Source organism: Maricaulis parjimensis, from assembly GCF_016817355.1.
GTDB classification, from domain to species: domain Bacteria; phylum Pseudomonadota; class Alphaproteobacteria; order Caulobacterales; family Maricaulaceae; genus Maricaulis; species Maricaulis parjimensis.
The window spans coordinates 60890-82968 of record NZ_JADOTT010000010.1 but is presented as its reverse complement, the minus strand read 5'-3'; the positions used below and the strand labels follow the sequence as shown (position 1 = coordinate 82968).

At 62.7% G+C, this 22079-nt stretch carries 18 protein-coding genes and 1 tRNA gene; 8 read left to right on the top strand and 11 right to left on the bottom strand.

What is annotated here, in order from left to right; all coding sequences use genetic code 11:
* Nucleotides 1-5: 5 nt before the first annotated feature.
* Complete coding sequence (locus tag I0K07_RS14605) at nucleotides 6-989, bottom strand: NAD(P)H-dependent flavin oxidoreductase (protein WP_203294692.1); 984 nt, start codon at nucleotides 987-989, stop codon at nucleotides 6-8.
* 170 nt (nucleotides 990-1159) lie between these two features.
* Here I0K07_RS14605 and I0K07_RS14600 point away from each other — a divergent pair, with 170 nt between their 5' ends.
* Nucleotides 1160-2932 carry a class I adenylate-forming enzyme family protein gene (locus I0K07_RS14600; protein ID WP_203294690.1) on the top strand — a complete coding sequence of 591 codons (1773 nt, stop codon included), beginning with the start codon at nucleotides 1160-1162 and terminating at the stop codon, nucleotides 2930-2932.
* On the opposite strand, the gene I0K07_RS14595 is transcribed toward I0K07_RS14600, so the two are convergent.
* Nucleotides 2933-3979 (bottom strand): phosphotransferase, encoded by a 1047-nt coding sequence (locus I0K07_RS14595; RefSeq protein ID WP_203294688.1) that lies wholly within the window; start codon nucleotides 3977-3979, stop codon nucleotides 2933-2935.
* Nucleotides 3976-5145 (bottom strand): acyl-CoA dehydrogenase family protein, encoded by a 1170-nt coding sequence (locus I0K07_RS14590; protein ID WP_203294686.1) that lies wholly within the window; start codon nucleotides 5143-5145, stop codon nucleotides 3976-3978. Before I0K07_RS14590 ends, I0K07_RS14595 begins: the two co-directional genes overlap by 4 nt.
* Before the next feature lie 137 nt (nucleotides 5146-5282).
* Here I0K07_RS14590 and I0K07_RS14585 point away from each other — a divergent pair, with 137 nt between their 5' ends.
* A complete protein-coding gene (locus tag I0K07_RS14585; protein ID WP_203294684.1) occupies nucleotides 5283-6425 on the top strand; it encodes an acyl-CoA dehydrogenase family protein in 1143 nt (380 codons plus the stop codon).
* Between the two features lie 254 nt (nucleotides 6426-6679).
* On the opposite strand, the gene I0K07_RS14580 is transcribed toward I0K07_RS14585, so the two are convergent.
* The 5 genes from I0K07_RS14580 to I0K07_RS14560 all read right to left on the bottom strand — a co-directional run bounded on the left by I0K07_RS14580 (nucleotide 6680) and on the right by I0K07_RS14560 (nucleotide 12530).
* Nucleotides 6680-6755, bottom strand: a tRNA-Thr gene (locus tag I0K07_RS14580).
* A 103-nt stretch (nucleotides 6756-6858) separates the two neighbouring features.
* A complete protein-coding gene (locus tag I0K07_RS14575; protein WP_203294682.1) occupies nucleotides 6859-8025 on the bottom strand; it encodes a pyridoxal phosphate-dependent aminotransferase in 1167 nt (388 codons plus the stop codon).
* Between the two features lie 42 nt (nucleotides 8026-8067).
* Nucleotides 8068-8910 carry a sulfite exporter TauE/SafE family protein gene (locus tag I0K07_RS14570; protein ID WP_203294680.1) on the bottom strand — a complete coding sequence of 281 codons (843 nt, stop codon included), beginning with the start codon at nucleotides 8908-8910 and terminating at the stop codon, nucleotides 8068-8070.
* A gap of 145 nt (nucleotides 8911-9055) precedes the next feature.
* Entirely contained in the window at nucleotides 9056-11641 is a 2586-nt protein-coding gene (locus I0K07_RS14565) for a TonB-dependent receptor plug domain-containing protein (protein WP_203294678.1), read from the bottom strand.
* 454 nt (nucleotides 11642-12095) lie between these two features.
* Nucleotides 12096-12530, bottom strand: a complete 435-nt coding sequence (locus tag I0K07_RS14560) for a DUF1761 domain-containing protein (RefSeq protein WP_203294676.1) — start codon at nucleotides 12528-12530, stop codon at nucleotides 12096-12098.
* Nucleotides 12531-12650: 120 nt separating this feature from the next.
* On the opposite strand from I0K07_RS14560, the gene metG reads away from it, so the two are divergent.
* From metG to I0K07_RS14540, 4 genes are all read left to right on the top strand, one after another.
* Nucleotides 12651-14366, top strand: a complete 1716-nt coding sequence (gene metG / locus I0K07_RS14555) for a methionine--tRNA ligase (RefSeq protein ID WP_203294674.1) — start codon at nucleotides 12651-12653, stop codon at nucleotides 14364-14366.
* Nucleotides 14367-14376: 10 nt separating this feature from the next.
* Entirely contained in the window at nucleotides 14377-15240 is an 864-nt protein-coding gene (locus I0K07_RS14550) for a peptidylprolyl isomerase (RefSeq protein ID WP_238934916.1), read from the top strand.
* A complete protein-coding gene (locus tag I0K07_RS14545) occupies nucleotides 15237-15530 on the top strand; it encodes a hypothetical protein (protein WP_203294670.1) in 294 nt (97 codons plus the stop codon). Before I0K07_RS14550 ends, I0K07_RS14545 begins: the two co-directional genes overlap by 4 nt.
* 124 nt (nucleotides 15531-15654) lie before the next feature.
* Nucleotides 15655-16149: a PaaI family thioesterase gene (locus I0K07_RS14540; protein ID WP_203294668.1), complete on the top strand. Its 495-nt coding sequence runs from the start codon at nucleotides 15655-15657 to the stop codon at nucleotides 16147-16149.
* Nucleotides 16150-16159: 10 nt separating this feature from the next.
* On the opposite strand, the gene I0K07_RS14535 is transcribed toward I0K07_RS14540, so the two are convergent.
* Nucleotides 16160-16885 (bottom strand): ABC transporter permease, encoded by a 726-nt coding sequence (locus I0K07_RS14535; protein ID WP_203294666.1) that lies wholly within the window; start codon nucleotides 16883-16885, stop codon nucleotides 16160-16162.
* A complete protein-coding gene (locus I0K07_RS14530) occupies nucleotides 16882-17823 on the bottom strand; it encodes an ABC transporter ATP-binding protein (RefSeq protein WP_203294664.1) in 942 nt (313 codons plus the stop codon). The genes I0K07_RS14535 and I0K07_RS14530 overlap by 4 nt, the downstream gene beginning before the upstream one ends.
* Before the next feature lie 150 nt (nucleotides 17824-17973).
* Here I0K07_RS14530 and I0K07_RS14525 point away from each other — a divergent pair, with 150 nt between their 5' ends.
* On the top strand, nucleotides 17974-19323 hold the full coding sequence (locus I0K07_RS14525; protein ID WP_203294662.1) for a M20 metallopeptidase family protein: 1350 nt from the start codon (nucleotides 17974-17976) through the stop codon (nucleotides 19321-19323).
* 309 nt (nucleotides 19324-19632) lie between these two features.
* Here I0K07_RS14525 and I0K07_RS14520 read toward each other — a convergent pair whose 3' ends face one another.
* On the bottom strand, nucleotides 19633-20397 hold the full coding sequence (locus I0K07_RS14520; RefSeq protein WP_203294659.1) for an alpha/beta fold hydrolase: 765 nt from the start codon (nucleotides 20395-20397) through the stop codon (nucleotides 19633-19635).
* A gap of 148 nt (nucleotides 20398-20545) precedes the next feature.
* On the opposite strand from I0K07_RS14520, the gene I0K07_RS14515 reads away from it, so the two are divergent.
* A complete protein-coding gene (locus tag I0K07_RS14515; protein WP_203294657.1) occupies nucleotides 20546-21727 on the top strand; it encodes a DUF819 family protein in 1182 nt (393 codons plus the stop codon).
* Nucleotides 21728-22079 lie beyond the last annotated feature (352 nt).

The window sequence follows — 22079 nt, the reverse complement described above, 5'->3', positions numbered from 1 at the left end:
TGTCCTCAGGCGGGTTCGGGGTTGAGCATTCCGGCCAAACGGCCGGACATGATGGCATGGGCGTCTGCCACGATCCGGTCGAGCAGGACCTGACAGGTCGGAATATCATGGATCAGCCCGATCACTGTGCCGGCTGTCCAGATCCCGTGCTCCGTATCCCCTGTCTCCAGACCTTCCCGGCCGCGCAGGCCCTTCACCAGCGGCGCGACGTCTTCAAAGGGCGCGCCTTCACGTTCCAGGCGCAGGACTTCCTGACTGATCGAGTTGCGCGCGACACGGGCCGTATTGCGATAGGAGCGGAAGATCAGATCGGTTTCGGTTTCCGCGCGATCGACCATGGCTTCCTTGAAATTACGGTGCAGGGGGGCTTCCTCGGTCACACAGAAACGCGTGCCCATATTGATGCCTTCTGCACCCAGGGCCAGCGCTGCAGCCAGGCCGCGCCCGTCGGCAAAGCCGCCCGAGGCAATGATCGGAATGCCGAGCTGGTCAGCGGCGGCCGGGATCAGGACCAGGCCGGGTATGTCGTCCTCGCCCGGATGGCCAGCGCATTCGAAGCCGTCGATCGAGATCATGTCGGCGCCCATGCGTTCAGCAGCCAGGGCATGACGGACTGATGTGCATTTGTGGATCACCTTCACGCCGGCCGCATTGAAGGCGTTGACGTGATCATGGATCCGTCCGCCAACTGTCTCCACGGCCTTCACGCCGCTTTCGATGATGACATCGCGGTATTCCGCATAGGGCGGCGGATTGATCGAAGGCAGGATGGTGAGGTTCACCCCAAAAGGCTTGTCCGTCATCGTCCGCGTGCGGGCGATTTCTGCGGCCAGGGCGTCCGGGTCCGGCTGGGTGAGAGCGGTCAGCATGCCCAGACCGCCTGCATTTGAGACAGCGGAAACAAGCTCGGCGCGTCCGACCCATTGCATGCCCCCTTGGACGATGGGCTTTGCGATGCCGAACATCTCGGTCAGGCGGGTTTTCAGCATGCCGGTCTCCTCGCTATGCCGTACTCAAACGAGTTTAATTGATCAATTGATTGATGCAAGCGCGGACCGCTGATCGCTTCTTGAAATGGGTTTGAAAACGCGCTGAAACGGGGTTGATTAATTGGCTGATTAGTTTCATCGTCAGCGCATAACAATGAAAGTGGGGAGTCATGACCGAAACTCGCACACGTGGCGTCTTTTCGCGCCTGGCAGGTTTGTTTGGTGGATCCGATGGCCCAAAAGCGCCGGAAGGCCCGTTGCGGACGTCGAAGTCCGATCCCGATGAGCGCCCCTGGATGGCGATCTATCGGGAATTGGGAATCACGGTCCCGGAATTCGATGATCGGACCATGGCTGAACATGTGGCCGAGCATGCCGCCATTCGCGGTCAGAGTCCGGCCCTGCAAACGCCGGGTCGCATCCTGACCTATGCCGAATACGACAAGCTGGCATCCAAACTGGCGAATGCCCTGACGCGTCTGGGTGTCGTGAAGGGCGATGTGGTCGGCCTGCACATGCCGAATATCCTGCAATATCCGATCGCCCTCGTGGCTCTCAGCCGATTGGGGGCGACCGGTACGGGTGTCTCGCCCCTTCTGACGCCGCCGGAACTGATCGGCCAGTTGCAGGACTGCAAAGCGCGCATCCTGATCTCCTTTGCGCCGCTGGCCGCCTTGTTCAAGGCGCTGCCGGGCGACCAGCTGGAATCCCTGCGAGCCATCATCACGGTGGGGCCGACCGACCTGATCACCGGCGAAGGCATGCCGTGCGAGCCGCATCCCACCATTCCGACCCATGAATTCCTCTCCCTCATCGAGAACGAAATTGATGTGTGTGACCAGGTGCCCACGGACTTCAATGACACCTTCATGATCCAGTATACGGGCGGCACGACCGGCAAGCCGAAAGGCGCCGAATTGACCGTCCGCAATCTCATGCACAATGTCGCGCAATATTGTGCGGCGGAGACGCTGCTGATTGGCGAGGAAGTCATCGCCAGCGGCTTCCCCTATTTCCACGCAGGCGGCCTGACCCAGCTGGTCTTTGCCGCCCGGACCGGGGGCTGCACCACGGTCCTTCCGGATCCGCGCGACACCAACCAGTTCTGTGCCCTGATGACAGAGCTGCCGCCGACACGCCTGGCTTCCGTGCCGGCGCTCTGGGACATGCTGCTCCAGACCGAGGCCTTCCAGGCGATCGACTTCTCCAATCTGCAGCAGGCGACCACGGGAGCGGCCCCGATGCCAGCGGCGACAGCCGAGGCCATCACGAAGGTGATCGGTCCGCAAAAGCTGACCGATGTGTTCGGCATGACTGAAACCAGTCCCTGCTACACCTTCCATCCCGCGCGCCGGCGCAAGCCGGGCTCGGTCGGCTTTGCTGTTCCGGGGGCCGATGTTCGCATCGTCGATCTGGAGGACGGCACGAAAACCCTGCCGCCGGGCGAAGAGGGCGAGATCATCTGCTCCGGTCCGCAGGTCATGAAGGGCTATCGCAACCTGCCCGAAGAGACCGCCCATGCGCTCCGGCAGATTGATGGCCAGACCTGGATGTTCTCCGGCGATGTCGGCTACATGGATGAAGAGGGCTATATCTTCCTGTGCGACCGCGCCAAGGACATGCTGATTGTCGGCGGCTACAAGGTCTTCTCCGTTGAGGTCGAGGACAAGCTCAAGGCGCTTCCCTTTATCGCGGCCAGCGCCCTGGTTGGCCAGCCGGACCCGAACCGGGCAGGCAATGATATCGTCAATCTCTTCGTCGAGCTGATGCCTGAGGCCAAGGACCGCAATGCTGACGAGGTCCGTCAGGAAATCCTGGATTTCTGCACGGCCAATCTGGCGCCCTACAAGGTGCCCAAAAAGGTCCACATCATCGACGCAATCCCGCTCACGCCGATCGGCAAGACGGACAAGAAAAAGCTTCGGGCCGAACTGGAGGGCTGATCAGCCCTCCAGGTTCGCTTGTTTCGCCATGGCGGCCTCGGCGCATTGCCAGCCCAGCGCCGCCAAGCGCGGGAAGGCCTTGGCCCGCGCGGCCGCATCCGACCCAGCGGCATTGCCACGCATCACCCGCCCGGCAATTCCGTGGAAGATAGCGGCCAGCCGGAAGAAGTTGAACGCCAGATAGAAGTCATAGCCGGGGATGTTGTCGCGGCCGGTCCGCCGACAATAAGCGGCGACATACTCCGCTTCGCCTGGAATGTTCAGCGCTTGCAGGTCGGCGCCCGCCAGTCCTGCCACAATGTCCGGCGGCATATGATACATCATCGAATGATAGGTGAAGTCGGCGAGGGGGTGGCCCAGCGTTGACAATTCCCAGTCGATCACCGCGATCACGCGCGGCTCGGTGGGATGAAAGATCATGTTGTCACAGCGGTAGTCACCATGAACGAGCGAAGCGCTCTCATCGTTCGGGATATGCTGCGGCAACCAATCGATCAGCCGGTTCATGTTGGCATCGACACCGGCTTCGGGGTCCTCGGCATATTGTCGTGACCAGCGCCCGATCTGGCGTACGAAGAAATTACCGGGCCGACCATAATCGGACAGACCCACTGCCTCCACATCGACAGAGTGCAGGGCCGCGATCGTCGCATTCATCGCATCAAAATAAAGCGGCCGGTCCGCGTCCGGTACGTCCGGGAAGCGGGCATCCCAGAACACGCGACCCTGCATCAGTTCCATGATGTAGAAGGCCGTGCCGATGATGCTGTCATCCTCGCACAGGGCCAGTATGCCGGGCACTGGTACATCCGTCGCGGCCAGCGTTGCCATGACCCGCGCCTCCCGTTCCACGGCATGAGCGCCCTTGAGCAGTTTGCCGAGCGGTTTTCGCCTCAGGACATAGGCGTTTCTGGACGTGTCCAGCCGGAAAGTCGGATTGGATTGACCCCCGCCAAATCGGGACAGGCTCAAGGGGCCATCATAGCCGGCCACATGGGCTTTCATCCAGGCGTCCAGTGCGTCGGTGTCGAAGTCAGACGCACTCATGCCTGCGCCTCCTTCCAGCGCTTTTTCAGCTTCTTGGCGAGGGACCATTTGTGCACTTCGGTCGGGCCATCATAGATCCGGAAGCAACGGGTCTCCCGGAAAAGCTGGGCCGGAATATTGCTGTCATTCACGCCCTGGCCACCCATCACCTGGATACAACGATCGGCAATCTCGAACAGGGCTTCGGACACGGCGACCTTGGTCATCGAGGATTCCTCATTGGCGCGTCCGCCTTCGTCCAGCACCGAGGCGCACCAGTCGATCATCAGCCGGCTCTGCTGCAGGGCAATCTCGTTCTCGGCCAGCTTGAAGCCCACGCCTTCATGATCGACCAGCAATTGCCCGAAGGCCTCACGGCGACAGGCATAATCCAGCGCCTGCTCCTGCGCTCGTACAGCCAGGCCCAACCAGCGCATGCAGTGCGATAGCCGCGCCGGTGCGAGCCGGATCTGCGCCAGGCGGAACCCGTCTCCGGGTTCGCCCAACACCTGATCCGACGGTACGAAGAGATCCTTGATTGCGATCCGGGCATGGCCGCCGGGCATGGTGCCGTCCATCGTGTCCAGTACATCAACGACCTGAATGGCGGGATCGGGCAGGTCCACGAGAAAGAGGCAGGCCCCTTGAGAAGATTGCGCCATGACCAGCCCGACCTGGGCGCCAACCGCCCCGGTGATGAAGGTCTTCTCGCCGTTGACACGCCACCCGCTTTCAACGGGCTCGGCGCGGCAGGACATCATGGAGGGATCGGACCCGGCTCCGTTCAACTCGGCCGGTTCTGTCATGAAGAAGGCTGAGCGCGCATGCCCGGTCTTCAGGGCCGCCAGAAAGCGGGCCTTCTGCTCGGGCGTGGCCGCTTTGCCCAGCAAGAGCATATTGCCCTCATCCGGCGCCGCCGTATTGCAGGCCGCCGGCCCCAGCGGAGAGAGGCCGGTCTTTTCCAGAATGATCGCTGTGGCGCGTTGGGAGAGATGGGCGCCGTTCTCGCGGATATGAGGGGTCATGACCCCGGCCTTGCGAGCCAGCACGCGCAGCTCTTCGACCAGGCTCTCCTCCGGTCCGTGCGTCCCGCGCCGCGGGTCGTTTTCGTAAGGGATCACCGTTTCGCGGACAAAAGCTTCCACCCGTCCGGCCAGCTCTTTGGCGTCTTCCAGATCATCGCTCATCGGCATGCTCCCCTATTGACTTAATTGATCGATTAAATAAACCAATACAGAGCCTGGCCGCAAGGGACAGGCTGAGCCAAAGGAGGCAGGGCCGGGGATTGCCGGGCACCTGTCCGGGAAACGGGAAGGACGAGACCATGCTGAACCTCAACGGCCGTACGGCGTTCGACGAGTCGCACGACATGTTCCGGGATACGGTTCGCCGTTTTTTCGAACAGGAATCCAAACCGCACCATGACCGCTGGGAGGAAGAGGGTCTCGTCGAGCCGGAATTCTGGCTGAAATGCGGGGAGGCGGGCCTGCTCTGTCCCACCGTGCCGGAGGAATATGGCGGTCTCGGACTGGATTTCGGCTTCAATGCCGTGATCGATGAGGAACACTCCTATTGTTCCTGCCCGGCCGGTCTCACCCTGCAGAACGACATCATTGCCGACTATTTCATCGCCTATGGCAGCGAAGAGCAGAAGCAGACATACCTGCCCAAAATGGTCTCCGGCGAGATCATCGGTGCCATCGCCATGACCGAGCCGGGAGCAGGGTCCGATCTCCAGGCCGTCAAGACGACGGCCCGCCGCGAGGGCGATGACTACATCATCAATGGCAACAAGACCTACATCACCAATGGCCAGACCTGCGGCGTGGTGATCGTGGTCGCCAAGACTGATGTCAGCCAAGGCGCCCGCGGCACGTCGCTCATTCTCGTCGACACTGACACGCCTGGCTTTGCCCGCGGCCGCAACCTCGACAAGATCGGCCTGCACGGCGCGGATACCAGCGAGCTCTTTTTCCAGGATGTGCATGTCCCTGCGACCCAGCTTTTGGGCGAGGAGGGTGCCGGCTTTTTCTACCTGATGAACCAGCTTCCGCAGGAACGCCTGTCGATCGCGATTTCCGCCCAGGGCGCCGCTCAGCGTGCCTTCGATCTGGCGGTGGAATACACCAAGGACCGCCCCGCTTTTGGCGGCAAGCTCTTCGACCTCCAGAACACGCGCTTCGTGCTCGCCGGGCTCAAGGCCAAGATCCAGGCCGGCTGGGCCCAGATCGACTGGGCCATTGCCCGCCACGCCAAGGGCGAGCTCTCCGCAGCCGAAGCCTCGGCCGCCAAACTCTTCCATACCGAGCTGCAATGGGAGGTCTGCGATGCCGCCCTTCAGCTGCATGGCGGCGCCGGCTACATGAATGAATACGAAATCGCCCGCCTCTGGCGCGATGCCCGCGTCACCCGCATTTTCGGTGGGGCGTCAGAGATCATGAAGGAAGTTGTGGCGCGGTCGATTTGAGGTCCTGCAGAACATTGGACACACACATTTCGCCCTCGCCCCTCGGGCCACCCGGCCCGCAAGCGCGACCGCGCGTCGGCGCCTTTGCGCCGCCCCATCGGAGCTGCGAGCGCAGCGAGCTAGCGTGAGATCAACTCTTCTCACCCACACCCTCGCTGCCATGCAGCCTTGAGCGCATTCCATGTGAGCATCGACCCCATCACCGTCGATTGGTGACAGGCTCGGGTCGAGCGGAGCGGGAATAAATCAAAAACTGGTGCCGGCTGAGGGACTCGAACCCCCGACCCCCTGATTACAAATCAGGTGCTCTACCAGCTGAGCTAAGCCGGCACGCGGGATGACGATGCATCAGGGCCGCTTGTACAGACAGGAGGCGGGGGAGGCGAGCGGGTTTTTCAGATCGCTCGCCTCCCGCCACAGATGAGCGCCGAAATCAGGCGCCGATGACTTCCGGCAGGGCGTGGCAGAAGCGCTGCACGTCCTCGATCTTGCCCATCGAGACACGGGTCCACTCGTTGTAATCCATGTATTGCCCGCGCACGGAAATCAGGCGTTCCGCCATCGCCGCCTGCACGGCATTGGCTTCCAGACCCGACTTGAAATAGACGAAATTCGTCTGTGAGGGCAGGTGTTCCAGGCCCAGCGTGTCGAGCGTGGCGAAGACCATGTCGCGGGCCTCGGTCACCTTGGCTTTGGAGAAATCGATGAAGGCCTGGTCCTCGTAACAGCCAATGCCGGCGGCATAGGAGGTGCAGGGCGACCAGGACATCACCACCGGGCGGATGGCGGCGGCGGTCTCGGCCGAGGCGATGGCATAGCCCAGACGGATGCCGGCCATGCCGTAGATCTTGGAGAAGGTGCGCGTGACGATCACGTCATGGCCTTCATTGATCAGCGGCACGCAGGAATTGGCCTCCGGATCATCCGACAATTCGATATAGGCCTCATCGACCAGCACCGTCGTAGTAGCCGCCATGCGGCGCACGGCGGCCTGGAAGGTCGCCGGATCGGAGACCAGGCCGGTGGGATTGTTCGGATTGCACAATTGTACCAGGCCGGTGTCCGGCGTGACGGCGGCCTCGATCCCGGCGAGGTCGATCTCCATCGCGTCCGTAAGCGGCACGCGCTGGATTTCGGCCATGCCCAGATTGGCGGCATAGAGGGCGGTCGTATCCCAGAACAGGCGCGGCGCCACGATCGGACCGCGCGGTCCGTAGAGCACGGCAATCGCGCTCAGGACTTCGCCGGACCCCGTGGTCAGCACGACCTGTTCCGGGCTCACCCCATTGCGCTCCGCGATCATCTCCATGAGCATGACGGCGGCTTCCTGATTGGCGTAATAGGCACCCTTGGTGGCGGCATATTCGATCATGTCGAGCGCCGATTGCGAGGGGCCGTACGGGTTCTCATTGCGCGAGAGCAGGGCGACGCCCTCGGCCGGACCCAGAAGATAGGGGTCGATGGCGCCAGGCGGGAAGGCGGCTTCTGTCGTGCCGGTGGCGGCCTGGCTGCAACTGCTCAGACCGGCAGCGGCGAGACCGGAAACGGTGAGGCCGGCAGCGCCCGTAAAGAGCGAGCGGCGGGAAAGATCGAGTGGCATGGTCAGTCCTCCTTGATGACCGAACCCGGCCGGGCACTCTCCTCAAATGCCCAGCGAGTTGTGAATGACGATGGCGGAAGTGGCGACGAGATAGACGCCGAAGACTTTTTCCAGCGCCTTGGCATTGAGCCGGTGCGCCGCCCGCACCCCCAGGGGGGCGGTGATGAAAGACATGGCCGTGACACAGACCACGGCGATCAGATTGATATAGCCGAAACTGCCAAAGGGCAGATCCGCATGGCCCAGGCCCAGCAGGATGAAACCGGCCGTGCCGGGCAGGGCGATGATGACGCCGAAACCGGCGGCTGTGGCGATGGCCTGGTGGATGGGGCGTCCGCAGATCGTCATCACCAGAACGGCAATCGTGCCGCCACCAATGCCCAGCAGGGCGGAGAAGGCACCGAGGAAGCTGGCAATGGCAGCCAGCATCCAGCCACGCGGCATTTCCCGCGGCTTCATCTTGTCGGTCCGCACCAGCGGATAGATGAAGTGAATGCCCATGATCAGCACGCCGATCGAGAAAATCCATTTCATGGACCGGCCATCGAGCACGCGGGCCAGCATCAGGCCGACGCCGACACCCACGACCAGCCAGGGCGCCCAGTCACGGATCACCTTGAAGTCCACGGCGCCACGCTTGTTGTGCGCATGGACCGAGCGCAATGAGGTCACGATAATCGTGGCCAGGGATGTGCCGATTGCCACATGGCTCATCACCAGCGGATCGACACCGAAAAAACTGAAAACCAGCAACAGGGCCGGTACGACAACAAAACCGCCGCCAATGCCGAACAATCCGGCGGCAAAGCCGGCCGCGAGGCCGGCAAGCATCAGCACGGCGACCAATTGGCTGAACTGAAGCAGATCGAGTTCACTTCCCGACATGTATCTCCATCCCGATCAGGGACTGTGTGTGACATGAGGTGCCGGGAGAAGTGCCCAAACTTCTCCCGGACCTGTTGAGTGTGGCCGTTCCGGGTCCGGCGGATGGGGCCCTGCCATCCGCCGTCCCGAACCGTGCCGCGTCGGCCTAGAAGTCGGCGCGGAGCTTGAGGTAGTAGTAGCCCCCTTGCCAATCTACGACGCTGTCGGAGCGGTAGATGCGTCCGCAGCAGGTTTCGCCCATCTCACCCGGATCCGGGTAATTGTCGAAAATGTTCCGGGCACCGGCGGAAAGCCGCAGATCATCCGTGAACTGGTAGGACACTTCCGCGTCGAACAGGACTTCCGGATCCCATTCCTGAATGGTCGCCAGGGAGGCGTCATTCGCGTTGGAATAGGGGCCGTAAACGCTCGCCCGGCCCAGAATGGTCCAGTCGCCCATCATGTGGACGGCCGAGAACACGCCGCGCCATTCCGGAGCGCCATTGACGAAGTCATACTGGCTTTCCGCGTTGAACAATGCGTCCACATTCCCGTCGAACTCGGTCGTGTTGTAGTTGAACGAGGCCGTGAAGTCGGTGGTCAAAGACGCCCAGTCCGCCGTGTAGGTGGCGACGACATCGACACCTTCGGTGATCGTGTCGAAGGCATTGGCGAAGTAGAAGACACCGCCGATGGATTCAGCGCCGACCACACCGGCCGCCGTGAGGGCGAGGTAGTTGGTGTAGGCCACGCCCGCCGTCGGGTCACTGGAGACCGGCTGGGTGGAGATGGCATTGACGCGGTCGGCCAGGTCGATCCGGTAGAAGTCGACGGTCAGGCTGACGCCATTGTCGAACTCGCTGGTGACACCGAATGTATAGTTGACCGAGGTTTCCGGGCCGAGCGGTTCCGCACCCAGGGCCTGGGCAACCGGGCCGGAGGCCGGGAAGAGGCCGGTGGCAACCGGGAAGCCGTTCGGCAGTCGGGTGGAGACATTCGTCGTACCCTGCTGGCCCGGTGTCGGAGCCCGGAAGCCGGTGCCGATTGAGGCCCGCAGACCGACCGTGTCGGTCAGGTCGAACTGGCCGGCAATCTTGCCGACGAGCTCGCTGTCAAAGTCCGAATAGTCTTCATAACGGGCCGCGGCCTGCAGGAAGAGGCGGTCGGTGACATCGGCGGAAATGTCGACATAGGCGCCGATGGAATCCCGCTCATACGTGCCGGAGAATTCCGGCGAATAGCCCGGGAAACCGTTCGAGCCGACGCCGACGACCGTGTAGACCGGATCGGAACTGTCGGCACAGTCCAGCGTGGAACCGCCGGCGATGGCCGTCAGGCCGGCTGCTGTCGGTGCGCCGCTGGAGCACAGGCCCCACGGGTCCGGCGTGGCATAGGGACCGGCTTCATAGGAGGCCGGCTCACCGCCGACGATCTCATAGCTCTCGTCCAGATAGGACAGGCCGAAAGCCAGCAGGGCCGGGCTCGCCATTCCGGCGTCGAACTCATAGGTGAAGTCGGCCTGGAGCTGGAATTCCTCGTTGATCAGGTCACCCGGGCGGAAGCTGGTCGGCGTGTTCGGGCCGAGCGACGGGTTGATCGTATTGGCCAGCGTGTACTGGATTTCATTATGGCCGAAACGGGCGCTGAAATCATAGGCGACCGGGCCCATATCGCCGGTCAGGCCGGAGAGCAGGGAGTAGTCATAGACTTCACCGAAGAAGCGCGGCGTGAAACCACCCGGAAAGATTTCCAGCGGGTTGTAGATCGAGCCGTCCGCTTCGCGCAGATCGGTGATCGTGCCGTTCTCCGGATAACGATAGAAGAAGGAGCCGTCGGCTTCACTCTGGGAGTAATTGCCGAACGCATAGAGCTCCATCGTCCCGGCCAGCTCATAACCGGCATTGAAGAAGAGGCGGTAGGCTTCCGAATTCGGCTGACCCCAGGGCTGGACGACGCCGTCCAGCGAGTTCACCGCGGCGCGGAACTCATCCGTCAGATAGGGGATGTACCAGCCGGTCGGATTGAAATCCGGATTGTTCTGGTCGAGGCAGAACCAGCTGTCGCAATATTGTTCGGACCGGCTCGTGGCGTCGGCGGTGGAGTATTCACCGGACACGCTCAGGAAGCCGCTATCGCCGAGTGCGAAGCCGACATTGCCGGAAATCGTCACGCCGAACCCGTCGCCTTGATAATACTGGCCGGTTTCAACGGTCAGCGTGCCGCCTTCATCATTGTCTTTCAGGATGAAGTTGAGAACGCCGGCAATGGCGTCCGAGCCGTACTGGGCAGCCGCGCCGTCGCGCAGGACTTCCACCGAAGCCAGGGCGGCTGACGGAATGGTCGCGATGTCCGGACCCTGCGTGCCCGATCCCCCGATCGAGACCAGCGCGGCACGGTGGCGGCGGTGGGAGTTGACCAGGACCAGCGTCTTGTCGGTCGGCAGACCGCGCATGGAGGCCGGGCGGATGAAGGTGCCGCCATCGGAGATCGGCTGGCGCGAGACATCATAGGAGGGCACCAGGGTGCGGATGATGTCATTCGTGTCGGTATAGGGAACCGCCTCCAGCTCGTCCGCGCCGATGACATCAACCGGAACCGGCGAATCCGACACGGTGCGGGCCTGGCCGCGCACCCCGGTGACGATGATCCGGTCTTCCGTATCATCCTGGGCCTGGGCCGCGCTGGCCCCGGCGAGACACATGGCCAGGGCGGCCGTGCATCCAAGGAGTTTATCCCGATAACTCAGTTTCATGCGTAATCCCCTTACTTGGACTGACAGGTTTGCTTCTCGCTCCGTTTCCTCCGTCGTGATCCGGCTGCGCGTGGACGCAGCATCGGACCGGGTGAGCAGGGGTTCGCTCGAATCCTTCGCTCTGCTTGGCGAGTACGGATCCGTTGGGTCAGCGGCTCATGTCGTGAAAGTGTCGAAACGGCCCGGGAGGGGATCAAATGAGTCCGCGAAAAAACCGGCGGAATCTTCGCGGTCGCAACATTTTGGTGCAGCGCAGCGCGGCTCTGCTGCATGATGAAGCAGACCCATTGCTCAAATTCCCGAACAAAGCAATTTTGATGCGTTTTCAAACGCTACTATGCGCGCATTTTGAGAGAATCTTTCTCAAAATGCGTTAGCGGCAACAAAAAAGAGCCCGCCAGGTGGCGGGCTCTTTGGTCTGCAATTTTCGGTTCGCAAAACGGAATGCCGGACGTCAGTCCTTCACGGCGATCTTGTCCATGAGGGTGAGAACCACGCTCATCACCACAAAGCCGGTCAGCGTGTGAGCCCCGTCCAGAACCAGGAGCAGGACAGGCTGCAGGGCGTAGATGGCACCATAGGCCTGGGCCAGCAGGACAAAACCTGCCCAGAAAAAGACGGCCCATTTGATGGCTGATACCAGACCCTCGGCATTCACGGTCTTCAGCGCCTTGCCCAGAAAACCTGCTAAGAGCAGGCACTGAAACAGTCCGGCGAGCATGGCCGGTGCCATGACGGCCTCCATCCGGGCTTCGTCGGCATCGGTGAAACCCCACAAGCCGAACCAGAGATCGGCAAAGAGCGCGCCGTACCACATGGCACCCACCATCCAGAAGGCGATCCCCGCCACCAGTACGGCGAGCGGGTTCAATCCCAGTATCCGCGGCATTTCCTGTTTCCTCCCCCATGCCGGGCCTGTATGTCTCGCCCGGTCAGGCAGACTCGCTCATGAGCCGCCTTTCAGACCGTCGAGTTTATCCCGTTTTTCGCGCGAGAGAAGAAAATCGATATGGCCCGCATACTGATCACCAGCGCTCTGCCCTATATCAATGGCGTCAAGCATTTGGGGAATCTGGCCGGTTCGATGCTGCCGGCGGATGTCTATGCCCGTTTCCAGCGCCTGATGGGGAATGATGTCCTCTTCATCTGCGCCACGGATGAACATGGCACGCCGGCCGAGCTGGCCGCGGCTGATGCCGGCATGGATGTGCGCGCCTATTGCGATGAGCAGCACGATATCCAGAAGCGTGCCGGTGACGGCTTCTCGCTCAGCTATGATTATTTCGGCCGCACCTCGAACGAGCCGAATATCCGCCTGACCCAGCATTTCGCCGAAGTGCTCGAAGAGAAGGGTCTGATCGAGGAACGCGTCGAGCACCAGGTCTTCTCCATCGATGATGGCCGTTTCCTGCCGGACCGCTATGTCGAGGGCACCTGTCCGCATTGCGGCTTCGAGCGCGCGCGTGGCGACCAGTGCGACAGCTGCGGCCGCCTGCTCGAACCGACCGATCTGAAAGAGCCTTATTCCAAGATTTCCGGCTCCAAGAACCTGGAAGTGCGCGAGACCAAGCATCTCCACCTGCTCCAGACCAAGATGGAAGGCCAGATCCGCGACTGGGTCGACGCCTCCGATGGCTGGCCCTCGCTCGCCAAGTCCATCGCCTATAAATGGCTCGATGAAGGCCTGCGTGACCGCTCCATCACCCGCGATCTGAAATGGGGCGTGCCGGTGACCAAGGACGGTGCCCCGCGCCCGGGCTTTGAAACCAAGGTCTTCTATGTCTGGTTCGATGCGCCGATCGGCTATATCGGGGCCAGCGAGGAATGGGCCCAGGCCAATGGGGGCGATTGGGAAAGCTGGTGGCGCACCGACAAGGGCGCTGACGACGTCACCTATGTCCAGTTCATGGGCAAGGATAATGTCGCCTTCCATACCGTCTCCTTCCCGGCGACCATTCTGGGCTCGCAGGAGCCGTGGAAGACCGTCGACAAGCTGAAAGCCTTCAACTGGCTAACCTGGTATGGCGGCAAATTCTCCACCTCCGAAAAGCGCGGCGTCTTCATGGACCAGGCGCTGGATCTTCTGCCGGGCGATTACTGGCGCTGGTATCTCACCGCCAATGCCCCGGAAGGCTCGGATAGTGCTTTCACCTGGGAGCATTTCCAGTCGCTGATCAATTCCGACCTGGCCAATGTGCTGGGCAATTTCGTCAACCGGATCACCAAATACACGGCCTCCAAGTTTGACGGCCAGGTGCCGGCCACCGGCGAATGGGGCGAGGCGGAAGACTGGATCGCCGCCGAGCTGGAGCAGCGCCTGCCGGCCATCATTGCCAATATGGAAGCCATGGAGTTCCGCAAGGCGGCCTCCGAGGTCCGCGCGGTCTGGGCGGCCGGCAATGAATATCTCACCAAGGCGGAGCCCTGGGTGAAGTACAAGTCCGATGTCGACGCCGCCGCCATCGGCGTACGCACGGGTCTCAACCTGGTCGTCCTCTTTGCCATCCTGGCCCAGCCCTTCATCCCCAATGCCGCGGCCACTGTGCTCGATGCGCTGGGGGTTTCCGAAGACAAGCGCTCCTGGCAATTCGGTGATGACATGAAAACCCTGCTGGATGCCTTGCCGCATGGCCATGCCATCGAGCCGCCGGCTGTTCTCTTCGCCAAGATCGAGGATGCCCAGCTGGCCGAATGGTCCGAGCGCTTCGGCGGTTCACAAGATTAGGGACGCGGCCATGAAAGCCTTCGCTCTTGCTCTCGCGCTCGGCCTCACCGCCAGCCTGCCCGCCGCCGCCCAGACCGATCCGGACTGGCGCCTGGCCGATCCGGAAGACCTGCTCCTCATCGAGGTGGAGGACGGCACCATTGTCGTGGAACTGGCCGACTGGATCGCGCCGGAGCATGCCGGACGCATGCGCCAGGCCGCCCGCGACGGTTTCTTCGACGGCCGCAGCTTTTATCGCGTGATCGACGGTTTCGTGGCCCAGGGCGGTCGCGGCGAGGAAGAGGACAGTATCGACCTGCCGCAATATCCCGTGCTTGAGGGCGAGTTCACGGTCCCGGCCGGCAGCGTCACCTTCACACCGATGATCGACCCGGATCTTTACGCACCGACCGTGGGTCATGTCCGCGGCATGCCGGCGGCGATGAATGATGAGGGCTCGGAAGTCTGGCCGATCCATTGTCCGGGCACAGTCGCCATGGCGCGCGGCAATGATCCCGATAGCGGCGATGTCGAATTCTACATCGTGATCGGCCATGGTCCCCGCCATCTGGATCGCATCATGTCGGTCTTCGGCCGGGTGATTGACGGGATGGAGCATGTCCAGGCCCTGCGCCGCGGCAATCCGGCGGTGAATTCCGGCGTCATCGCCGACCCGGACGCCCGCGACACCATCCTCTCCATGCGCGTTGCCGCCGATCTGCCCGAGGCCGATCAGCCGCATTATGAAATCCTGCGCACGGACAGTGAGACTTTCGCCGAGGCCAAGGCCGCCCGCCGCAATCGCACGCATGAATTCTTCTTCCAGACCCCGCCGCCGGTGATCGAGGCCTGTCACATGCCCGCCGCTGTGCGATTGTTGGAGGATGGCGAGTGAACGCGAAGCTGGAACCTCTCGCGATCGTCAGCCTCGCCATGGAGTGCGAGAGCCTGGAGGATCTGGCCCCGGTGCTGGAAAAGGCTGCCGCCTCCAATGATCCCTGGGTGATCAATGCCGGCATTCTGGCGATCGGTCACGCGGCCCGCCGTTTCAAGAGCTTTCCGCTCGACATGAAGCAGACGCTCTGGTCCCGCGTTCACGACTTCCCAGACCACGCCTCCAATCTGCGCGGCACCTGCCTGACCGCCGATGACGACATCGCGCATTTCAAGGCCAAGGGCGTCTGACGCCCATCTCCTGACAGCACGCCGTCAGTACGGCATGGCTAGCATACGGTGTTGAAGCGCCTTCCGGCTTGCCGCCGCGGCAGGACGCGGCACTCTGTCCGCGACACAGGAGAAGGGAAGTCCCATGACGGTTGAGACGAAAACCCGCTACGGCGTGACGCCGGGCGAGGGCCTGGCACAGATGAGCGGTCTGGAAACCATGCAGGCCATGATCGAGGGCCGTCTGCCTGCGCCGCCCATGTCTCAGACGCTCGGCTTTCTTCTGGTTGAGGTGGAAGAGGGGCGGGCTGTGTTCGAAGGCCATCCCACACCCAGCCTGCTCAATCCGGCCGGAACCGTGCATGGCGGCTGGGCGCTGACCCTTGTCGACAGCGCCACGGCTTGCGCCGCCCATTCCCTGCTACCGGCCGGCCAGGCCCAAACCACAATCGAGACCAAGGCCAATTTCACGCGACCCATCCTGCCCGATGGCCGTCCCATCCTGTGCGAGGCCCGTGTGGTCGGACGTGGCCGCCAGATCATCACGGCGGAAGCCCACATCACCAATGCCGACGGCAAGATCGTCGCGCACGGCACGTCGACACTGATGGTGATCGACATGCTTCGCCCCAAAGGCTGACGAGCATCCGCTAGCGCCAGTCCTTGCGGCTCAGCCAGACAATGGCGGCCGCAAACACCAGAACACCGCCGATCAACCCGGTGCGGATGACGAACTCCGCCCGCTCCGGGTCGGAGGCCAGGACATTCACCGGCATCAGCCAGGGGAAGTAGATCCCCTTGTCCGCGCTGGTCGCCGCCACCGCGACGAAGGTTCCGCCAATCCCGGCCGAGACCGGCACGGCAAAACTGCGGAACCGCATCGCCAGCGTCCACTGGATGGCAATCACCAGCAGGCCTGACATCAGGATGCGGGAATACAGATTCCAGGCCCGCTCAATGTCGAACTGGCCCTGGATCTCGACCGAGCCGGACAGGAGCATGCCGGTCATCGGCGCGGCCCAGCTGGCAAAGGCCACGGCCAGGCTGACCAGCGCCATCAGCAGGAGCGCCACGACCGCCTTGGCCAAAAAGATCTGCCAGCGGGGGACTGGCAGGCCCAGCGTATGCGTCCAGGTGCTCGGTCCGTGTTCCAGCTGTGCCATCAGCGCGGTCAGACCGATGGCTGACATGGGCATCAGGAAGAAGGCCCACACGGCCGCCCCGCTCATGGTCAGCATGAGCCATTCATCGGGACCTTCCCCGCTGGCAACGACCAGCACGCCGAGCAGATAGACCATGACGGGCGGCGTCGCCGCGACCAGCAGGACCAGGGAGCGGCGCAATTTCAGCGCTTCGGCGGTCAGGATCCGGATCATGCGGCGTCCTCCTGGGGCGATGCAGCCGAACGGGTGAGGGTGAGGAAGGTCGATTCCAGATCGGCTTCCTCCAGGTGCAAAGCGGAGACGGCACAGCCGGCCTCGACAAGCGCAGCATTGAGCGCCGCGATGTCCTGCGGTGTGCGGGGGCAATCGCCGGTCAGGGTGAAGCGCGCTCCGTCCCGCACCCAGGCGCCGGGCGCAAACCGGTCCAGCACGTTTTCAGCCTGCTCGGCCGGCTCCGCATCCACGATCAGCCGCGCCTGTTGCTGGTCCGCCAGCTCCTTCAGCGAGCCGTTGAACAGGACACGCCCGTTCTGCAACAGGCCGACATGGCTGGCGATATGCTCCACCTCGCTCAGCAGGTGGGAGGACATGAAGATCGTCGCGCCGGTGCGCTGGGGCAGATCGCGGATCAGTTCGCGCATGTCGCGGATCCCGGCCGGGTCCAGACCATTGGTCGGCTCATCCAGGATCAGGAGTTTGGGGCGCGTCAGCAGGGCCCGGGCCAATCCGATCCGCTGGCGCATGCCCAGCGAATACTGGCCGACACGGCGGTGGGCTTCATGCGCCATGTCGACAATCTCCAGCACCTCATCCATCCGCGCGCGCGGCGTGCCCAGCACCTGGCGGGTGACTTCGAGATTCTCCCGGCCGGTCAGATTGGGGAAGAGGGCGGGCGTCTCGATGATCGCGCCAACACTGGCCAGCGCTCTGCGCCGCTGGCGGAAGACATCCGCACCGCCGATCGAGATTTGGCCGGACTGGGGCCGGATCAGCCCCATGGCACACCGGATGGCCGAGGTCTTCCCGGCGCCATTGGGGCCCAGAAAGCCATAGATCGCGCCGGCCGGGACATTCAGGCTCACCTGGTCCAGCGCCGTCAGCCGGCCATAGCGCAGCGTGACATCATCGAATCTCAGAACAGTCTCTGTCATGCCGCCAACCTAGCTGCCCATGCTGAGCGGACAGCGGGGATTGTCGTGGCCATCGTCCCGCCGGCTTTGCGGTTGGGCAGCGAAGACGCATTGACCTTTCCCCATCGGACCGTTCGAATGCGTCCAACATCGAACAAGGGGATGAGTTCAATGACACGGCATCTGCTCGCTTTGACGACGGCTATGGGTTTGGCGCTGGGGAGTGCGGGTTTCGCCGCGGCCCAGGAGGATGCAGGCGATGATGCCCTGCGCGCAGCCATCACCGCCGATTATGAAGCCAATCTGGAAGGTCTCTACCGGCACTTCCACGCGCATCCGGAACTCTCCCACCAGGAACACGAAACGGCCGCCCGCCTAGCCTCCGAACTGCGGGCCCTGGGCTATGAGGTCACCGAAGGCATTGGCGGTACCGGCATTGTCGCCGTGCTGGAAAATGGTGAAGGTCCGACCCTCATGCTCCGCGCCGACATGGACGGCCTGCCGGTCCCGGAACAGACGGGCCTCTCCTATGCCTCCACGGACACGGATGTCGACCATCGCGGAGTTGAAAACCCGGTCATGCATGCCTGCGCCCACGACACCCACATGACCGCCCTGGTCGGGGCGGCCCGCCAGCTGATCGAGAACCAGGATGACTGGTCCGGCACGCTGGTCTTGATCGGCCAGCCGGCCGAGGAATTGGGTGAGGGCGCTGTCGCCATGCTGGAAGACGGTCTGTTCGAGCGCTTCCCGACGCCCGACTTCAACATTTCCTTCCACACCTTTTCCGCCATCCCCACCGGCATGATCACCTATGTGCCCGGCTATGCGATGGCCAATGTCGACAGTGTCGACATCTATGTTCAGGGCCGCGGTGGCCACGGTGCCTATCCGCACACCACCAAGGACCCGATCTATCTGGCTTCGATGATTGTCGTGAACCTGCAATCCCTGGTCTCGCGCGAGCTGTCTCCGCTCGAGCCGGGCGTTGTCACCGTCGGTGCCTTCAATGCCGGTGCCAAGCACAACATTATTTCCGACGAGGCCCACCTCCAGCTCACCGTGCGCTCCTATTCCGACGAGACGCGGGAATTGCTCCTGTCCGGCATTGAGCGCATCGCCCATGCCCAGGCGGCGGCCTACGGCCTGCTGGAATCGGAATATCCGCGCGTCGAGATCGAAGAGATCTACACGCCGGCCCTCTACAATTCGCCGGAACTGGCCGACCGCGCCGTTGCCGCCATGCGCGAGCGTTTCGGGGCCGCCAACGTCATCGAGACCGATCCGGTCATGGGCGGCGAGGATTATTCCCAATACCACCGTACCGAACACAATATCCCGACCTTCATGTTCTGGGTCGGCGGCACGACACGGGAACGTCTCCAATCCTATGTCGATGACGGCGTCACCCCGCCTTCCAACCACTCCCCCTTCTTCGCCCCGGACGACCCGGAAGGCACCATCGTCCAGGCCGCCGAAGCCATGACGGCCGTCGCCCTGGACATTCTGGGGACGGAATAGGTCTGGGGAGGTGACGGTGAGTGTGATTTGAAATCACACTCCATTTCCCCCGGACGAAGGTCCGGGGCCCACTCAATGCAATCCCAAGCGATGAGATTCCCGTTGGTCCCGGACAGCGCTGCGCGCTTCCGGGAGAAATGGGTTTTGCTTTTTTGAAACCCAAGCTCCGTCATCCCACGGTGCCCGCAGGGCATCCGAGGGACCTGAGCCAACCTGTCGGCAGGCTAGGCGAGGTCCCCCGGACAAGCCGGGGGATGACGGTGAATTTGGGGGAAGCGTGACAGGGGGATGCGCCCGGCAGCCTCTCTACTACTCGCCCAAAAAATACCTCGTAATCGCATCGCGGAACTCCGCATTCCCGAAAATGCCCAAATGGTCGCCCTTGCCGACAAACAGGCTGGCATTGGGCAGGGCCTCGGCAAGGGCTCCGGGATTGATGGCCAGATAGTCGTCATCACCGGCTACAACGAGACAGGACTGGGCGGAAATCTGTTCCAGCGGGATCTTGTCCTGGTGCACGACCCGCGCCTGCGCCGCCAGGGCCAGGCGGTCGGCACCGACACTGTCGGCAAACAGGCGGAAGCCGCGCGTGATCTCCGGTGCCTCCTCCGGCGTTTCCGCCGTCAGGGCGTCGACGATCAGCTGGTTCGGCGCGGCCCGCGTATCCACGCCGCCACGCGCCAGAATGCCTTCGCCCACACCGCCGATCAGCAATTTGCCGATTCGCGTTTCCTCGGAAGCCACCAGAAGCGAGATCACGGCGCCCATGGAATAGCCGCCCAGGTCGAACGCGGTCAGCCCTTCCGCATCGGCGACACCGCGCAAATCCTTCGCCATGCGCACTTCGCCGTAGAAGGCGCTGTCATGCGGCTTGTCGGAGGCACCATGCCCGCGCGCATGCATGATGATCACATAGCGCCCGCCATCCACCAGCGTCTGCGCAATACCGGACGATTTCCATTCCCCCTGAAGGTGGGAGGCAAAACCGTGCTGCAGGATCACCGCCGGATGGCCGGCCTCCCCATACACTTCATAGGCAATCTTCACCCCGTCATCCGCCGTCCAGTATTTCATGCGCGTCCCCTTCGTGTTGGGCCGAAGCTTAATGAGGTGGGGAGAGGGGGCAATGCGCTTTCTGGCGTTCACTCCATCACACCCCCGTCAATTGCCACTCCGCCCCCCATTCACTACCGTGCGCCGCGACCATGTGAGGGGGAAATCCATGTCCTTGATTCCGGCTGACAACCATCTGGCGGTGATGGCCGCCCTGTTTGCCATTGCAGCGCTCGCCTTCCTTCTGGAGAAGACGAAGATCGGCAAACTGGTCACCGGTACGGTGATGGCGATTTTCCTGGCCATTCTGGCCTCCAATATCCGCCTCATCCCCTCCAGCGCACCGGCCTATGATTTCGTCTGGACCTATTTCGTGCCGGTCCTGATCCCGCTCTTCCTGATGAAGGCGGATCTGCGCAAGATCTTTTTCGAGACCTCCCGCATGGCGGGCGCTTTCATGATCGCCTCGCTGGGCACAGTTCTGGGCGCCGTGATCGCCTTTGCCCTCATCGGCCTGCCCGACTATCCGGCCGGAACGGCTGCGGCGGATCTGGGCACGCGCGAAGCCGCGGCCGTGGGCGCTTTCACCGCCACCTATATCGGCGGTTCGGTCAATTATGGCGCCCTGATGAGTTCGACCGGTCTGGGCGAGGCTGATCCCAGCTTCGCGTCCGCCATGACCGCCGTCGACAATCTCTATTCCGGCTTCTTCCTCATGCTGCTCGCCCTGCTGCCGGGCTGGGCCTGGCTGTCGCGCCGTTTCAAGACGGTCGATCATTCCGGCGAGGGCGTGCAGATGGAGAAAGAAGACCCGATCACCCCGGCCTCGCTCACCCTCTCGCTCGCCTATGCGCTGGTCATCGTGGCCATTGGTAGCCTGATTGCCGACCAGCTTGATGCGATCTGGGATGATGCCGGCCGCAAGTGGAAATTCGCCATCATCTCGGTCCTGGCCCTGATCCCGGCGACCGCCTTTCCCAAGACGATGGGCCGCCTGTCCGGTGGCTATGAGATCGGGATCGGCATTTCCTTTGTCTTCTTCGCCATGATCGCCGCGGGCGCCGACGTCATGTCGCTCATCTCCCAGGCCCCGATCCTGCTGCCGCTGATCGGCATCCTCCTGGTCGTGCACGCCGTGGTCCTCTTCGGTGTTGGCTCCCTGGCACGGCTCTCCCTGCCGGAACTGATCACCGCCTCCAACGCCGCCATTCTCGGTGCCACCACGGCACCGGCCCTGGCCGCCGCGAAAGGCTGGAAGGATCTGGTCACGCCGGGCGTGCTGGTCGGTGTGCTCGGCTATGCCATCGGCACGCCGATCGCGACGCTCGTCTTCGAATTCTGGCCGGGCTGATCGGGTCCGGACAGTCCTGGGGCTGTCCTGATTCCGGTTTGAGTGGGTTTCGGGTCAGTTCTAAGGCCGCGCTGATACCGGTCTGATACCGGATGAGTGCGGTTTTGGACCTGTCGGACACCCGTCCTGTGCGGGTTCCGACAGTGTTTTGGGCGCTATTTCATTAAAATAAGCGGTCTTTGCGGGCGGTATTCAGGCTTGAAGCGTCCCGCTTATCCTCCGGATTTTTCCTGCCAAGATTACACCATCGTCATTGTGCAGACACAGCCTCGTCGGCCGGACTGCGTCATGACTGCATCCAATCGGTGCCTCCCGGGCATCACAGGGGGAAAGCGATCTTGGAGGGATCAAA

Coding starts and splice junctions, on each gene's coding strand:
- I0K07_RS14605 (WP_203294692.1), bottom strand. CDS start 989: ATGCTGAAAACCCGCCTGACCGAGATGTTCGGCATCGCAAAGCCCATC.
- I0K07_RS14600 (WP_203294690.1), top strand. CDS start 1,160: ATGACCGAAACTCGCACACGTGGCGTCTTTTCGCGCCTGGCAGGTTTG.
- I0K07_RS14595 (WP_203294688.1), bottom strand. CDS start 3,979: ATGAGTGCGTCTGACTTCGACACCGACGCACTGGACGCCTGGATGAAA.
- I0K07_RS14590 (WP_203294686.1), bottom strand. CDS start 5,145: ATGAGCGATGATCTGGAAGACGCCAAAGAGCTGGCCGGACGGGTGGAA.
- I0K07_RS14585 (WP_203294684.1), top strand. CDS start 5,283: ATGCTGAACCTCAACGGCCGTACGGCGTTCGACGAGTCGCACGACATG.
- I0K07_RS14575 (WP_203294682.1), bottom strand. CDS start 8,025: ATGCCACTCGATCTTTCCCGCCGCTCGCTCTTTACGGGCGCTGCCGGC.
- I0K07_RS14570 (WP_203294680.1), bottom strand. CDS start 8,910: ATGTCGGGAAGTGAACTCGATCTGCTTCAGTTCAGCCAATTGGTCGCC.
- I0K07_RS14565 (WP_203294678.1), bottom strand. CDS start 11,641: ATGAAACTGAGTTATCGGGATAAACTCCTTGGATGCACGGCCGCCCTG.
- I0K07_RS14560 (WP_203294676.1), bottom strand. CDS start 12,530: ATGCCGCGGATACTGGGATTGAACCCGCTCGCCGTACTGGTGGCGGGG.
- metG (WP_203294674.1), top strand. CDS start 12,651: ATGGCCCGCATACTGATCACCAGCGCTCTGCCCTATATCAATGGCGTC.
- I0K07_RS14550 (WP_238934916.1), top strand. CDS start 14,377: ATGAAAGCCTTCGCTCTTGCTCTCGCGCTCGGCCTCACCGCCAGCCTG.
- I0K07_RS14540 (WP_203294668.1), top strand. CDS start 15,655: ATGACGGTTGAGACGAAAACCCGCTACGGCGTGACGCCGGGCGAGGGC.
- I0K07_RS14535 (WP_203294666.1), bottom strand. CDS start 16,885: ATGATCCGGATCCTGACCGCCGAAGCGCTGAAATTGCGCCGCTCCCTG.
- I0K07_RS14530 (WP_203294664.1), bottom strand. CDS start 17,823: ATGACAGAGACTGTTCTGAGATTCGATGATGTCACGCTGCGCTATGGC.
- I0K07_RS14525 (WP_203294662.1), top strand. CDS start 17,974: ATGACACGGCATCTGCTCGCTTTGACGACGGCTATGGGTTTGGCGCTG.
- I0K07_RS14520 (WP_203294659.1), bottom strand. CDS start 20,397: ATGAAATACTGGACGGCGGATGACGGGGTGAAGATTGCCTATGAAGTG.
- I0K07_RS14515 (WP_203294657.1), top strand. CDS start 20,546: ATGTCCTTGATTCCGGCTGACAACCATCTGGCGGTGATGGCCGCCCTG.